Below are 13,703 nucleotides of genomic sequence, written 5' to 3'. Positions count from 1 at the left end.
ACCCGTACAGGAGGCAATATCATGAACCCGTCTCAGAAGCCCCTCGCTCCTTTGCGAATCCTTCGCCTGATTGCCAGTCCCAACGGTAATGCATCTGAAAGCTTGAAACTGTCTGAGCGGATTCTGCACGCTCTGACAGTACGCGCTGGCATACGCGGGATTGAAGTGACGGATATAGATCTGAACACGTTATCGCCAGTCGATGCGACTTATGCCCATGCCTTGGCCCATCCGAGCGAAATAGCTACCGAGGATCAGAAAGGTACATTGAGTCGCTCCGACCAAATGATCATCCTGTTGAATGCCTGCGATGTGCTGCTTATCGCTACTCCCATGCACAACTACAGCGTGCCCTCGCCGCTCAAGGCCTGGATTGACCACGTCGTACGCGTCGGAAAAACTTTCCTCAGCACATCAAAAGGTAAGGTTGGAACGTTATTGGATCGCCCCGTCTACGTTGCCGTAGCCACCGGCGGCTACATTAGCGGTGAGAGGGCACGGCAACCCGACTTTCTTCGTCCCTACCTATCCGCAGTGCTGAAAACCATCGGTCTCAATCAGGTGCATTACTTCACCGTTGAAGGCACAGCAAAAGGGACGGACGCGCTAAAAACGGCGCAGAAAATAGGGTACGACGATGTGCATACGTTCTTTCATGAGGAAATCGAAACTAGGACTCATGAAACAGTTGCCTGAAGCCGGTGCCCCAGACGGCCGAAGTACAAAGGTCGGCAGCGATGCCTGAAGCTGAGCCTAGCTTTTTGATTTTCGGGAGAGCTGTTCGCCCGGGTCGGCAGCCATGGGCCGCATGTCCCCCTCTTAATACCGCCTACAGAGAGGAATTGATCATGAGTCGCCTCAGTTGGTTTCAAACTTCACATGGTGCAGCCAAGTCGCTTGAAATTAATGACCCCGCCATGATCTACATACGGGAGATGCTGGAGCATGCCGACCGCCCCTACGACTTGCTTCCACCTCACCTCAAAACTCCAGCGTTCTTCTACAGCTACAGGTAACAACCAAGTCTACTTTGGGGGCTATAGCATTTGAGACTGGCGGGATACTGATTGATCGGGGCCTGGCGGGATGGAGCGAGGGACGGGCGTAAGGGCAGCTGCTGGTGGCAGATGACGCAGCAGGTGGATGCTTTTCCATCAACGGCGGCGGCTTGGGTGATGATGTGGGAGCGGTGTACTACTGGGCGCCCGATATTCTGCAGTGGGAGCCATTGGGCATCGATTATACCGCCTTCTTGGAATGAGCTGTGAGCAATCGTACGGCGGCCTACTAAGAGGGCCTACGTTGGTAATCCTGGCGCAACGACATTCAGTCAGTGGGCGGAGATCAATGCGTGTCTTTCTACCCATTCCTATGGACACGAGGGGCTGAGTGGCAATAAGCGCGCAGGTTGTCAGTATGGCTGAATAGTATGATTTGAATTGCACATTAGCCGGCCAGTTGTACGCCCCGCCATCACTCCTAATTAAATTAAGCAGGCCGGCAGCGAGTCAAAGTGCGCTGGTTACGCACAGACATTTCAAAGTTGAAGCATTCACTGGACGCTTACTGAGACACTGACCACCTGCTTACGTCAGACTGACACTCCGGATAGTACGTTTGAACAATACAACACCGAGCCTTCGTTCGAGGTTTCTCTCTACCTAGCTTACAGCAGGGGGAGCCCCCCCCCAATGGTGGGATGCCCAAGTGCAGCTGCGCTGCTTTGCTACCTCTAAGAATTTAACCAAGACCATCAAGCTGATCTTGGCGCATAAGTCCTCCGACCTTTTGTAATTTTGTTGGCAGCAATTGTTACGAAATTGCTCTACCTGCCTAGGAACACCGCAACGCAGATCATGGGTTGATTAGTACAAAGATCCACTCGGGAGAGAAGGCGGACAAGCGAGGAAAAGGACCACTGGATTTCGTTTTTATCAATAAAGTCGCGAGCACTGGTCTAACACAGACTGCCCCTCGGATTCTGCTGCAAAATTGAAACAAAAAATTTTGGTTCGCGGGCACGGGAATCGCACTTAGTCGTTTTGATGATGACTTCAGCCTGTCTTTAGATGCGAAGGTTAAAGAGCGACAAGAAGTGGCGTGCCGCTTTGCACATCGGACATAGCTTGGAGGGGAGAGCTCTCTGAGTCCTAATGCTTCGCTAAGGGAAATACGGGACGTACTCCCCACGCCAATTTGAGCTACACGCACCCGATCCATTTCCGGTCAAATGTAAAGAGATTGAATAAGGCGTATTCAAAGTCTAGTTGCAGCAGAAGCACGGTGTTCTGCCGCGTAGCTGCTTTACTTGAAAATTATGCTGCCTGCGAGGGCCTAGGAATGAATCGAAACGACTTGCGTCGCGTGGACATGAATCTTCTGGTTATTTTCGAAACCTTAATGTTCGAAAGGAACTTGACTCGGGCTGGGGAGAAACTGTTCTTAGGCCAACCCGCCGTCAGTGCCGCTTTAGCGCGGTTGCGCGACTTGTTCGACGATCCCTTGCTAGTACGCAACGGTCGTACCTTAGAGCCGACCCAGCGAGCGCTGGCAATTCTTAAAGAGTTGCAACCAGCCATGGACACCATCTCCGGAGCTGTCAGCCGAGCTAAGGATTTTGACCCATCCACCAGCCGGGACGTATTCCGCATCGGCCTTTCCGACGATGCCGAATTCGGCCTGTTTCCACCATTGATCAATCAACTTCGCGAAGAGGCGCAAAAGGTTATCGTAGTGGTACGGCGGGTTAACTTTCTGCTGATGTCGACCATGCTTGCCTCCGGAGAGATTTCCGTCGGAGTCAGCTACACCACCGAGTTGCCGGCCAACGCCAAGCGCAAGAAGCTGCGGGATCTGCGCGTCAAGATACTGCGCGGCGATAATCGTCCTGGCCCCCTGACCTTGGATGAGTATTGCGAACGACCTCACGCCCTGGTGTCGTTTTCCGGGGATTTGACCGGTGCCATCGATACCGACCTGGCACGCATCGGCCGCTCGCGGCGAGTGATGCTGGCGGTACCCCAGTTCTCAGGACTGCGTGCCTTATTAGCGGGCACGGAAATGCTAGCCGCAGTGCCGGACTACGCGGCGTGCGCGCTGATCGATGGCAGCAGCCAGTTGCGTGCTGATGACCCGCCCTTTGACATCGTGCCGTCGGAGTTGTCGATGGTCTGGAGCGGGGTCAACGATAACGATCCGGCAGAGCGTTGGTTGCGCTCATTAATTGCCCAACACATGGCGACCCCTCTGCCGGTGTATTGAGCGAATTGAAATTTGGATCGGTCTCGCGCAGGAATATCGGCATGTCTGTCATTGGCGGAATGGCCGGAATGTCGAAATACATCTGGATAACCCACCCACGGTGATAGCTGGCGTGGTTGACCACATGCATCAGCATTGCTCCGGCACTCATGGTGCCGCGTTCCCCAGACACAAACGTGAACTCGACGAGTCTATCCAGCGATGCCTCGCTCTGCCGGGCGCTCCAGTCGCTGTACCAGTGATCGATCTCCTTTTGTGCCAAGCGCAAATCAGCGAGTTCGGGATGCAGCAGATCATGTGAAGTTTCGAAGCCGTGCCCCCGGCCTTCGAGGTGAGCCTGCCAAATGCAGTCCACGACGTAAATGTGATTCAAAGTGCCAATTATGTTTTTGAACACCGACACTCGCTCTTTGCTGACTTCGCCAGGAGGCAGTGCGGCCAGGCTGTCAAAGAGGCGCTGATCGGCCCAGCATTTGTAATCGGCAAGCATGCGGGCTGTGCGTACGTTGATCATGAGATTTCCCCAATTTAAATGGGCGTAATGCCAAGCATAGCCCTCACAACGAGCGGCATCGAAGACGCTGATTATCGGTCGGCAAGCGCCAGGGAGCCAATTGGGCTAGGAGACTCGAAGCCGGAAAGCTTAAAGGCGCTGCCTGCCCCCCTCAGTCTTTGCTGATCAGGGAGCCTACCAGAGTTATACGACGAAGCTGGATCAGTTGTGGAGGGTGAGCGCCAGGTAGCGGCGACGGGATGGGCCTCTGCCGCCTGAAAAACGAGCCGTCTTGAACGGCTGCTTATGGCCGATTGCAGCCGGTGATAATGGCCATCTTAGGAATTATTTTTAATGGAGGGGGTGTACCAGATCTACTGCTAAGGTTTGACCTGACAGATACGGCTGCAAAAGCTGTAAGTGTCAGATCAAATTAAGGCGCCCTTCAATATCAGTAGCGAGCCGCAGTATTGCTTTCAATCGCTTCCGCCGCAGCCAGCGTATTCCTCATCAAGCACGCTACGGTCATTGGACCCACGCCGCCCGGAACTGGAGTCATGGCCGCTGCGATGTCCTTGGCAGAGTCGAAATCTACATCACCGACTAGAACAGATACACCGTTTTTCTCGACTCGGTTGATGCCAACGTCAATGACCACTGCACCCGGCTTGATCGCCGTCGCATCAATAAATTCCGCCCGTCCAATTGCTACCACCAGGATGTCGGCCTGACGACATTCAGCGATGAGATCCCGCGTTCGGGAATGCACAATCGTGACGGTGCAGTTTTCTTGTAAGAGCAAATTCGCCATTGGCTTTCCGACGATGTTGGATCTGCCAACAATCACCGCTTTTTTGCCACTGAGGTCACCGATCTGATTCTTCAACATCATCAAGCATCCCAGGGGAGTGCAGGGAATCAGTTTGGCTTTACCCTGACCCAGCAGACCCACATTGATCGGATGGAAACCGTCGACATCTTTGGCCGGGTTGATTGCCGCAATAACCTTCGACTCATCGATATGGGCGGGCAACGGGAGCTGCACCAAAATCCCATGTACATATCGGTCATTGTTCAGCTTATCGATCAGGTTCAGCAGGTCCGCTTCGGACGTATCGCTTTCGAGTAGGTGAGGGAAGGAGTCAATCCCGGACTCAAGCGCCTTTTTCATTTTGGTTTTCACGTAAACTTGGCTGGCAGGATCGCTCCCGACTAGTACGACAGCCAGCCCTGGTGCTCTGCCGCGTTTCTCCCTGAAGGCCCTTGCACCGACGGCGACATTCTTGCGCAAGATTTCGGCAAACGCCTTCCCGTCGATTATGGAGGCCTCTGCATTGGGCGCGGTATCTAAAGATTGTGTGATGGTCATTTCGTCCTACCCCATTAGCGGTCAGAAGCTGCCTCCACGTTCTTGGAGGCAGTTGCATAATCAAGATTTCAGGCGTTCGCCTTTCGGGTCGTAAAGGCATCCGCGAATGACTTTCGCGGAACATTCTTCACCCAGAATTGTGATGGTGAGTTCGGTGTCCAGGGCCGCCAGTTCGCGTTTGATAAAGCCCATGGCCAAACTCTTGTTAACGCGATAACCATAGGCTCCTGATGTGGTAAGCCCTACCAGTTTTCCTTGATGGAAAATGGGCTCGCTACCCAATGCGTCAGCAGGACCCGCTTGCACTTCCATCAGAACGAGACGGTGGGTACTCGGCTTCTCTTTTTCTGCCAGCACTGCCGCGCGCCCCTCAAAATCGCCCTTATCGGTCTTGATGAAGTAGCCCATGTTGGCAGCCAGCGCCGAGTACTCTGTTGTTAGTTCGCGGCCCCAGATTTGATAGCCCTTTTCGATGCGCATCGAGTCCATCGCTCGTAGCCCGAAGTCGACGATTCCATACGCTTCACCCGCCCAAACGAGTGCTTCGTAAAGTGCTTGCTGGTGTTGGAGTGGATGGTGGAGTTCCCATCCCAATTCGCCGACAAAGTTCATCCGCAACGCGCGTACGGGAGCGCCAACGACCTGGATCTCCTGGCCGGTAAACCAGGGGAATGCTTCATTACTCAGATCGGTGTCGGTGAGTTTGGAAAGCACTTCTCGTGCTCTAGGGCCCGCCAGGATGAGCGTGCCCCAGTCCTTGGTGATATTCGCGATGGAGATATTCGCGTATTTCGCTGCCCGTTGTCGCAGCCAATCTTCAATCAGCAGCTCACAAGCCGCCGGGCACATCAGGTAAAACGCGCCGCTTTCCAGGAGGGTCATGGAGAACTCCCACGCCACGCTTCCTGATGGGGTAAGTACATGGGCGAGAGCTACATCCCCACATTTGGCAGGAACCTGGTTGGGGCTGATCCGATCCAGAAATGAGCGAGCATCCTTTCCAGAAATCTCGAATTTTGTGAAGGCGCTCAGGTCGAGGATACCCACGCGATTTTGCACCGCTTCACATTCCGACCGAACTGCGGCATCCCAATTGCCCCGGCTGTAGCTGAAGTTCTCGACGGGGGCATCGGCAGATTTTGCGAACCAGCTGGCTCGCTCCCAACCGTAATAAGCGCCGAACACGGCATTCTTGTGTTTAAGGATTTCGTAAATTGGCGTGGTCTTGACCTCGCGACACGCCGGGCGCATCGCGTAGGGGGGCAACTTTCGCGTTCGTGGATTGTTTGGAGCTTAAATTGATTCGCCATGTCTATTGTGTTGACCGAAACGTCATTTCTAAGATCAAGGATAAGTCGCTTTCCAGTGAGGAGGAGGCACTGCTGCGTTCGATTGATCAGGAAGGCAATCGTGTCAGTCCTATTCTTGCTTGTTTCGAAGGGCAAATCGGCGGTTTGCAGACAGTAGAACAGCTCAAGGAATCGATTGAGAAAGACACTGTTGCGCTTGCCAGTTTTTTCAAACTAGCGCTGACGGATGACATGGCAAAAATCGCTCACCCGGAGCACATGCTTGCGATCGTCAATCGTCAAAATGAACGGTGGGATGCCAATGCCGAATTTGTTAGGTATGCGCAGCGTAGGTTGTACCAACCTATTGCCAAAGACCAACTCAAGACAGTCCAAAAAGAGCTCGCCCAAGAGGCGAGACGCCTTAGCGTGCCGATTGGAAGTATTTTCGTTCTCTGCGCTCTTGCCTGCCTGTACCAGCAAAAGGACGCTCATGAAATTCTCAAGCCTTCGAAGAAGGAGGCGCGGGCCGAAAATCGGATTCATAACGCCATGCAAGACCTTGCATCCATTGGGCTGTACTTCATGGTCTCAATGTTTTTCAGCGCAGGTCGGCAAAAACTCGAAACGACCTATATCACATTCGACGGATGGGTAAACCGCTTTATGAAGCTCACCAATGCACGTGCCGGTGCGCTCCTGGTGACTAACGGGTGAGCCAAACGAAATTTGACTTGAGCCGTGAGGTGTTTCCAAAGGCATCCGAGGCCGACTTCAAAAGTATCTGCGAACTGCTGGGTGTAACGGATGATCAACCTGGTTACAGCCGGCCAAGCTACGCACCTTCTTGGTACCCATCACCACATAAAGTTCGCATCAAAATAAACTTGCGCAATACCGAGGATCACCGCTGATTGAACCTTGATGTTTCGACCGTTATTTGGTTAGGCAACCACGGCTATTTGGACTGCGGTTCCCAAGTTAACGGTGGTGTGATGGGTTGTGTTCTGACTGCCAGGACGTTGGAACTATTGAAGGCGATGCCTTCAAATCTCGAACGCAAAGATCCGTCCTTGGGCGAGCAGTTGGTGAGTACCACGAAGGACGGTATGACTGGCAAGGTCAAAGAACTAGCTTCTGACTTCCTAAGCAAAGCAGTGGTTTTCGGAACCAAGGCTGTGACCGATTGGGTGGGCTAGCTTCAATGGCCCCTTCGACTCTCCCTTGAAAGGTGCAACTGTGACGATGCCAATTGTTGATGAGGCGCGAGCCCTTACTGCTGATTCCACCGCGGAGATTCTTGAGGCACTACACGAGGCGAAAATTCTCGCTCGACGATTTTATCGGCTTACTGGGAAACCACTGGGAATCACTCGCGAGGTGGCTGAGTATGAGGCAGTCAAAAAGCTAGGCTTGAATTTGCATTGCGCCAGACAGGCGGGCTACGACGTTACTGCTATCCGAAATGGGAAAGAAGTACGGATTCAAATTAAGGGACGGTGTGTCACGGATTAGTCAAAGTTGACTGGTCGGTTGGGCAGTATTGACTTGGCTAAGCCATTCGACGCTGTACTACTGGTGTTGCTTGATTTGGATTTCAATGCATTTGCGATGTATGAATCGAGTAGAGACACGGTTGTTTCAGCACTGACTAAACCCGGCTCAAAAGCTCACAATGAGCGTGGGGCACTGGGTATCAGGCAGTTTATTGCATTAGCGACTGCCATTGGGATCGATTCAAGTTTTAAAAATTTGGAGCCGTAAATATCTAACTGGACGACAAAATTATGAACCTTCCTTTGCCGAAAATTTGGCGTTTAATACGTACAAGCAAAGCGACATCTTACGTGTTACTCATGCTAGGCCCGATGTTCATTCAGCCACTAGCCTTTGTTAAGGTGCCTTCACAAAGTTAACCCGCTTACGCGAGGTTGCCAGGTGTATGGCATACGCCTTTGTTAGTGGCCGGCGTTTTAGCACCTGCAATTCAATCGTTTTATCAGTGGGTTTACTGGCGGGAGGCGAGCAAGGATTCTCCCGCAATGTCGTGTGTAGATCTGATTTTTCAGCTTCACCAAACCGAAGGGCGATACTTTTGGTTCGGCTTCGGCATTACGGTTGTAATGGTGTATGCCATAGCTTGCCTTCGCTGGGGATACCACTGGTGCGCTATTTATCTCATACGAAAGTGGCTGCCAAATCTATATGAGCCACCTTTAAAATTCTTCTTGGTAACCACTGCTGGCTGGGGACTCTGGTTAAGCTTTTACTCCACAGCTTTTGTATATGCTATGTGGTATTGGAAAGTAAATCAGGATCTAGGGCAGATAATTAACGACTATGTTTCGAGCAATGCAAATGGGATAATTATAATTTTATTGGCTTTGGGAGTTTTTTTGAAACTTGCGGGGAGAAATAGCGACCTTGGAATGAAAGCCTTATATGGTGGTCGACAATGGCTGAGTGTGCTCGTGAGCTTAGCGGCTATTGCTTGCATGGTTGGACTCGCAGCAGCTTTGGTCATCCTCCCCTAGTGAAGATTTGACCTTCAGAGCCAAAATCGATCTGATCAACCCTCAACTCGACAGTCAGGACGTTAGGTATGAAGCAGTACGATTGGCCCGCATGGCGTAGCCAGATTAAAAGCTTTACAGGCAAATGGGCGCTTGAGCGCTGGTTCCTGATGTATCTGCATAAACAACACAGCATTGACGCACTCGCGCTTGAAATCAAAAGCCAGTTGGCTGCACAAGGCCGCTCTGCTCAGGTACGGGTCCAATCCATTTGGGTCGATGGCACACCTCAGGCGGAGTTCACTCCTAAAGGCCATTCGCCGCGTCAGCAGAAACCACAGTGTGAACTGGCTGATCTGCTACTTTGCGTGCGGTTGGAATCGCCTAATGGCGTGCTCCAGCGCGAGCAAGCAATGCTGATTCAGGCCAAAGTTGCGAGTAAGTACAACAAACTACCAGGCGGAAAATCGACGCAGAAAGAACGGCTGCTGTTCGAGGACTGCAATCGGCACAAAAACATTACGCTGTACCCTGGCGTCAATCGAGAAAACCCAATTGGCGCTTATCAGCTTGGCAGCAGTGCTGCTACAAAAACCTATGGCCTCGAAGATTGTGCAACCTTCTTATTAATGGCGAAGTCGTCGTGGCCTCTCGCTACGGCTCCCGTGGGACCACTTCAGGTTGGCTGGCCATTGGACAAAAAAAAGACCGAGATCAAGCCTCCGGACTCTTACTTGGATGCTGTTATCAGCATGGTATCTAGCACTACACCGTCGATGGGGCGGGAGGTCAAAACGGGTGCCTCAGCCAAACACTGTGTTTGGACCAAAATGGTGAATGACCTACGTGGGAAGTACGAAAAGGTCAGCATGAACGGGTACAATGGACAGGCTCGTGTAATCACCTCTGCTAGAAGCGCCTCAGCGCGAAATTTAGTCTACTCACTGCTCGACAAACATGAAAAATTCAGCGATTTCGTTTCGGATCTAACGCGCCGCACTGGACGGTTACCAACTTTTTTCCAATTTTTTGGGGAAGATGAGTGGAGGACGGCGCGCAAAGCGAAACAACGTAATGATCCTCACGGTATGCGGAGTTCTGGCTACGTCATGGCGTTTATGGAGTTCTTTTGGAGTTGGGAGGAGTTGTACGAATTCGATCTTTGGGAAAATGTCCCACCACCTCAAGGTGAGGATTTTGATGATGGCAGAGGCCCTCACCTTCCAACCGTGGTAATCACTGTTCGTAGCGATGACGAGTATCGACGTTCAGACTAACCGGTGACCTCGCCTAAGTCGCCACGTGATCGCCGCCCTGATGAGCGGCTTTCATTGGACGATAATCAGGAAATTCCAAGATTCCTGTTGTACCAACCAACCGATCCTTCCCACCCACCCGAAAAATATTCGCCAAATAATGCAGCAACACTACCTGTTCACCACTACAGACGGTTGCTCTACTGTGCTGAAGCAAGGATTGTGAGTCGTTGTCTAGAATGGAACAACGACTCACTGAGGGCGGTGCGCTGGATTTCAGTTAAGGTGAAAAAAGTTCATACGGTGGTGAAAACCTACGGGCGCTGGGTTGATTTGCAATTCTGCGTAAGGCTTGGCTAATATACGATCCATATACACATCGTATCGGATTCATATATGGGCATCGTAAAAATCTCAGAGGACATGCACGAGAACCTGCGTATCTCCAGCAACGCCCTCAGCCGCTCGATCAACGCGCAGGCCGAGCACTGGATGCGCATCGGCATGCTTGCCGAGCTGCACCCCAACCTCGACCACAGCGCCATTTGCCGCCTGCTGATCCGCGCCGAACAGAACGGCGGACTGGATCTGCATCAACTGACCCAGGAAGCCGTCAGCGCATGAGAAACCAGATCAGGATCAACACACCCGCCGACATCGAAAAATCCCGCGCCGCCGGCAAACTGGCTGCTGAAGTGCTGGCAATGCTGGTGCCGCATGTGAAGGCTGGCGTGACCACCGATGAGCTCGACCGGCTATGCAACGATTACATCGTCAATGTGCAGAAGGCGGTGCCGGCCAACGTCGGTTATCACGGTTTCCCGAAAACCGTCTGTGCATCGGTCAACGATGTGGTGTGCCACGGGATTCCATCGGGTACGCCATTGAAGGACGGCGACATCGTCAATCTCGACATCGCCGTGATCAAGGATGGCTGGTTCGGTGATACCAGCCGCATGTATGTCGTGGGTGAGGCGAGCCCCGAAGCGCAGCACCTGATCAAGACCACTTACGATGCGATGTGCGCGGGCATTCGTGCGGTGAAACCGGGCGCGACACTCGGCGATATCGGTTATGCGATCCAGAGCCTGGCGGAGGCGGAGGGCTTCAGCGTGGTGCGCGAATACTGCGGCCACGGCATCGGCAAGGTCTATCACGATGAGCCGCAGATCCTGCATTACGGCTTCCCCAATCAAGGGCTGAAGCTCAAGGCCGGGATGATTTTCACCGTGGAGCCGATGCTCAATGCCGGCAAACGCCATGTGAAGAACATGCCGGATGGCTGGACCGTGCTGACCAAGGATGGCTCCTTGTCGGCGCAGTGGGAGCATATGGTCGCGGTGACGGAGAGCGGGTTTGAAGTGCTGACGGCTTGGCCGGATGAGATTGAAGGGTATTCCCCGATTCATTGAACAATACCGAACCTGTGGGAGCGAGCCTGCTCGCGAAGAGGTTGTGTCAGTCACCATTAATGTTGAATGACACACCGCATTCGCGAGCAGGCTCGCTCCCACAGGGGAATTTCAGTGGATTGAAAATTTTAGTGGGCACCGGCAGCCTTGTTCAAATCGCTCTCGGTCCATTCGGTATAAACACAAGCATCCGCCGTGGCCCAGCGCACCCGCACCGGGTCGCCGGCCTTGAGTGGCATGCCTGCTGCCGACAGCGCTTTCACCGTCATCGAGGTCCCGCCCGCAGTCACCACGCTGCACGTCTGGCTCTCACCCAGAAACAGCACCTCCACAACGTTCGCCGACACCTCATTCCAGCCCGCCGCCAGCGGCTCATCAATCGCTTGTTGCACGCTCAGCGCCACAGCCTTTTCCGGGCGGACCATGAGCAGCACATCCTGATCGGTGTGCAATCCCGCCGTGAGCCGGATCGACAACGACTGCCCCTCGAAACTCGCCGCTGCATTGCTCTGCGCCTTGAGCTTGAGGAAGTTCGAGTTGCCGAGAAACGACGCAACGAACGCATTCGGCGGATTTTGATAAAGGTCATAACCACTGCCCAGCCCGACAATCTTGCCGTGGCTGAAAATCGCGATGCGTTGCGACAGCCGCATGGCTTCTTCCTGATCGTGGGTCACGTAAACGATGGTGATGCCCAGGCGCCGGTGCAGCTGGCGCAGTTCATCCTGCAAGTCTTCGCGCAGCTTTTTATCCAGCGCACCGAGCGGTTCGTCCATCAGCAGAATGCGCGGCTCGTAAACCAAGGCGCGAGCGATGGCGACACGTTGTTGCTGACCGCCGGACAGTTGCGAAGGGCGGCGATGGGCGAACTGTTCGAGCTGCACCAGCTTCAACATCGCATCGACGCGTTTTTCGCGCTCGGCCGCCGCCAGTTTGCGAATGGCCAGAGGGAAGGCGATGTTGTCGCGCACCGACAGATGCGGGAACAGCGAGTAGCGCTGGAAGACCATGCCGATATCGCGCTTGTGCGGCGGCACATTGACCAGCGACTGGCCGTTGACGAGAATCTCGCCGCTGCTCGGTGTTTCGAACCCGGCGAGCATCGACAGCGTGGTGCTTTTGCCCGAGCCGCTGGAGCCGAGGAAGGTGAGGAATTCGCCGTCCTTGATGTCCAGCGAGATGTTGTCGACGGCAGCAAAGTCGCCGTAGTGCTTGTTCAGGTTGCGCAGGCTGACCAGGGGTTTGTCGTTCTGCTGGGATGCGTCTTTGATCACGGCACTCATGTCGTACTCCTGGGCGCTCAGGCGCTGATTTCGTTGCGCCGGCGCAAGGCGGCGGCGATCACCATGACCAATACCGACAGGCCGATCAGCAGCGTCGAAGCGACGGCGATCACCGGGGTCAGGTCCTGGCGCAGGGTGGTCCACATTTTCACGGGAAGGGTTTGCAGAGTCGGGCTCGCCATCATCACGCTGAGCACCACTTCGTCCCACGAAACGAGAAAGGCGAAGAGGGCGCCGGCGACCATGCCTGGACGGATCGCCGGGAACGTCACCTTGAACACCGCTTGCAGGCGCGAGGCACCGCAGATCACCGCCGCGTCTTCAATCGACTGATCGAACAGCTTCAGCGAGTTGATGATCGAGATGATGGTGAACGGCAGCGCGACGATCACATGGCTGACGACGAAGGCGAACATGGTCCCGGTGTAGCCGAGCTTGAGAAACAGCGCGTACACCGCCACGGCGATGATCACCAGCGGCACGATCATCGGCAGGGTAAACAGGCCGTAGAGCATCTCGCGGCCGGGGAAGCGCCCGCGCACCAGCGCAAACGCGGTCGGCAGACCGAGGGCCACGGCGCAGATCGTGGTCAGCACGGCAACTTTCAGGCTGGCGGCAGCGGCGTTCATCCAGTCGGGATTGGAGAAGAACTGGCCGTACCATTTCAGCGTCCACCCCGGCGGCGGGAACACCAGCCACTGCGAGGAACCGAACGACAGCAGGACGATGAACACGATCGGCAACAACAGGAACAGACCGATCAGCCCGGTGGTGGCGTAGAGGCCGAAACGCATGCGCCGGCTCATGGCATTGGGGGTCAGGAGCAT

General features: G+C 54.1%; 13 protein-coding genes and 1 pseudogene. 9 read left to right on the top strand and 5 right to left on the bottom strand.

The genetic code is table 11. The features are described from left to right. Window positions 1-21 precede the first annotated feature (21 nt). The 4 genes and pseudogenes from AB4N53_RS08265 to AB4N53_RS08250 all read left to right on the top strand — a co-directional run bounded on the left by AB4N53_RS08265 (window position 22) and on the right by AB4N53_RS08250 (window position 3,261). Window positions 22-696 carry an FMN-dependent NADH-azoreductase gene (locus tag AB4N53_RS08265; RefSeq protein ID WP_460119693.1) on the top strand — a complete coding sequence of 225 codons (675 nt, stop codon included), beginning with the start codon at window positions 22-24 and terminating at the stop codon, window positions 694-696. A gap of 152 nt (window positions 697-848) precedes the next feature. Beyond that, on the top strand, window positions 849-1,016 hold the full coding sequence (locus tag AB4N53_RS08260; RefSeq protein ID WP_155400930.1) for a hypothetical protein: 168 nt from the start codon (window positions 849-851) through the stop codon (window positions 1,014-1,016). 14 nt (window positions 1,017-1,030) lie between these two features. After that, a pseudogene (locus AB4N53_RS08255) lies at window positions 1,031-1,261 on the top strand (DUF2625 family protein). 1,079 nt (window positions 1,262-2,340) lie between these two features. Continuing rightward, window positions 2,341-3,261 carry a LysR substrate-binding domain-containing protein gene (locus AB4N53_RS08250; protein WP_042609825.1) on the top strand — a complete coding sequence of 307 codons (921 nt, stop codon included), beginning with the start codon at window positions 2,341-2,343 and terminating at the stop codon, window positions 3,259-3,261. Here AB4N53_RS08250 and AB4N53_RS08245 read toward each other — a convergent pair. The 3 genes from AB4N53_RS08245 to AB4N53_RS08235 form a co-directional block, all read right to left on the bottom strand. After that, window positions 3,182-3,775 carry a DinB family protein gene (locus tag AB4N53_RS08245; protein WP_460119690.1) on the bottom strand — a complete coding sequence of 198 codons (594 nt, stop codon included), beginning with the start codon at window positions 3,773-3,775 and terminating at the stop codon, window positions 3,182-3,184. The genes AB4N53_RS08250 and AB4N53_RS08245 overlap by 80 nt on opposite strands. Before the next feature lie 430 nt (window positions 3,776-4,205). Further along, window positions 4,206-5,123 carry a bifunctional methylenetetrahydrofolate dehydrogenase/methenyltetrahydrofolate cyclohydrolase FolD gene (gene folD / locus AB4N53_RS08240; protein ID WP_460119688.1) on the bottom strand — a complete coding sequence of 306 codons (918 nt, stop codon included), beginning with the start codon at window positions 5,121-5,123 and terminating at the stop codon, window positions 4,206-4,208. Between the two features lie 60 nt (window positions 5,124-5,183). Continuing rightward, the gene (locus AB4N53_RS08235; protein ID WP_460119687.1) at window positions 5,184-6,389 is read right to left on the bottom strand and encodes an aminomethyltransferase family protein; all 1,206 of its coding nucleotides are present in this window, start codon (window positions 6,387-6,389) and stop codon (window positions 5,184-5,186) included. 32 nt (window positions 6,390-6,421) lie between these two features. Here AB4N53_RS08235 and AB4N53_RS08230 point away from each other — a divergent pair, with 32 nt between their 5' ends. The 5 genes from AB4N53_RS08230 (at window position 6,422) to map (ending at window position 11,593) form a co-directional block, all read left to right on the top strand. Then, window positions 6,422-7,129 carry a hypothetical protein gene (locus tag AB4N53_RS08230; RefSeq protein WP_460119685.1) on the top strand — a complete coding sequence of 236 codons (708 nt, stop codon included), beginning with the start codon at window positions 6,422-6,424 and terminating at the stop codon, window positions 7,127-7,129. 197 nt (window positions 7,130-7,326) lie between these two features. Next, window positions 7,327-7,611 (top strand): hypothetical protein, encoded by a 285-nt coding sequence (locus AB4N53_RS08225; protein ID WP_460119683.1) that lies wholly within the window; start codon window positions 7,327-7,329, stop codon window positions 7,609-7,611. 1,403 nt (window positions 7,612-9,014) lie between these two features. Further along, entirely contained in the window at window positions 9,015-10,202 is a 1,188-nt protein-coding gene (locus tag AB4N53_RS08220) for a hypothetical protein (RefSeq protein WP_460119681.1), read from the top strand. Window positions 10,203-10,577: 375 nt separating this feature from the next. Continuing rightward, on the top strand, window positions 10,578-10,805 hold the full coding sequence (locus tag AB4N53_RS08215; protein ID WP_003225727.1) for a ParD-like family protein: 228 nt from the start codon (window positions 10,578-10,580) through the stop codon (window positions 10,803-10,805). Further along, window positions 10,802-11,593 (top strand): type I methionyl aminopeptidase, encoded by a 792-nt coding sequence (gene map, locus AB4N53_RS08210; RefSeq protein WP_460119679.1) that lies wholly within the window; start codon window positions 10,802-10,804, stop codon window positions 11,591-11,593. The genes AB4N53_RS08215 and map overlap by 4 nt, the downstream gene beginning before the upstream one ends. Before the next feature lie 128 nt (window positions 11,594-11,721). Here map and AB4N53_RS08205 read toward each other — a convergent pair whose 3' ends face one another. After that, window positions 11,722-12,876, bottom strand: a complete 1,155-nt coding sequence (locus tag AB4N53_RS08205) for an ABC transporter ATP-binding protein (RefSeq protein WP_460119677.1) — start codon at window positions 12,874-12,876, stop codon at window positions 11,722-11,724. Window positions 12,877-12,893: 17 nt separating this feature from the next. Beyond that, window positions 12,894-13,703 carry an ABC transporter permease gene (locus AB4N53_RS08200; RefSeq protein ID WP_007918021.1) on the bottom strand — a complete coding sequence of 270 codons (810 nt, stop codon included), beginning with the start codon at window positions 13,701-13,703 and terminating at the stop codon, window positions 12,894-12,896.

The organism is Pseudomonas sp. H3_E04 (assembly GCF_054668915.1).
The sequence above is the reverse complement of the archived record's forward strand: the minus strand, read 5'-3'. Positions and strand labels throughout refer to the sequence as shown.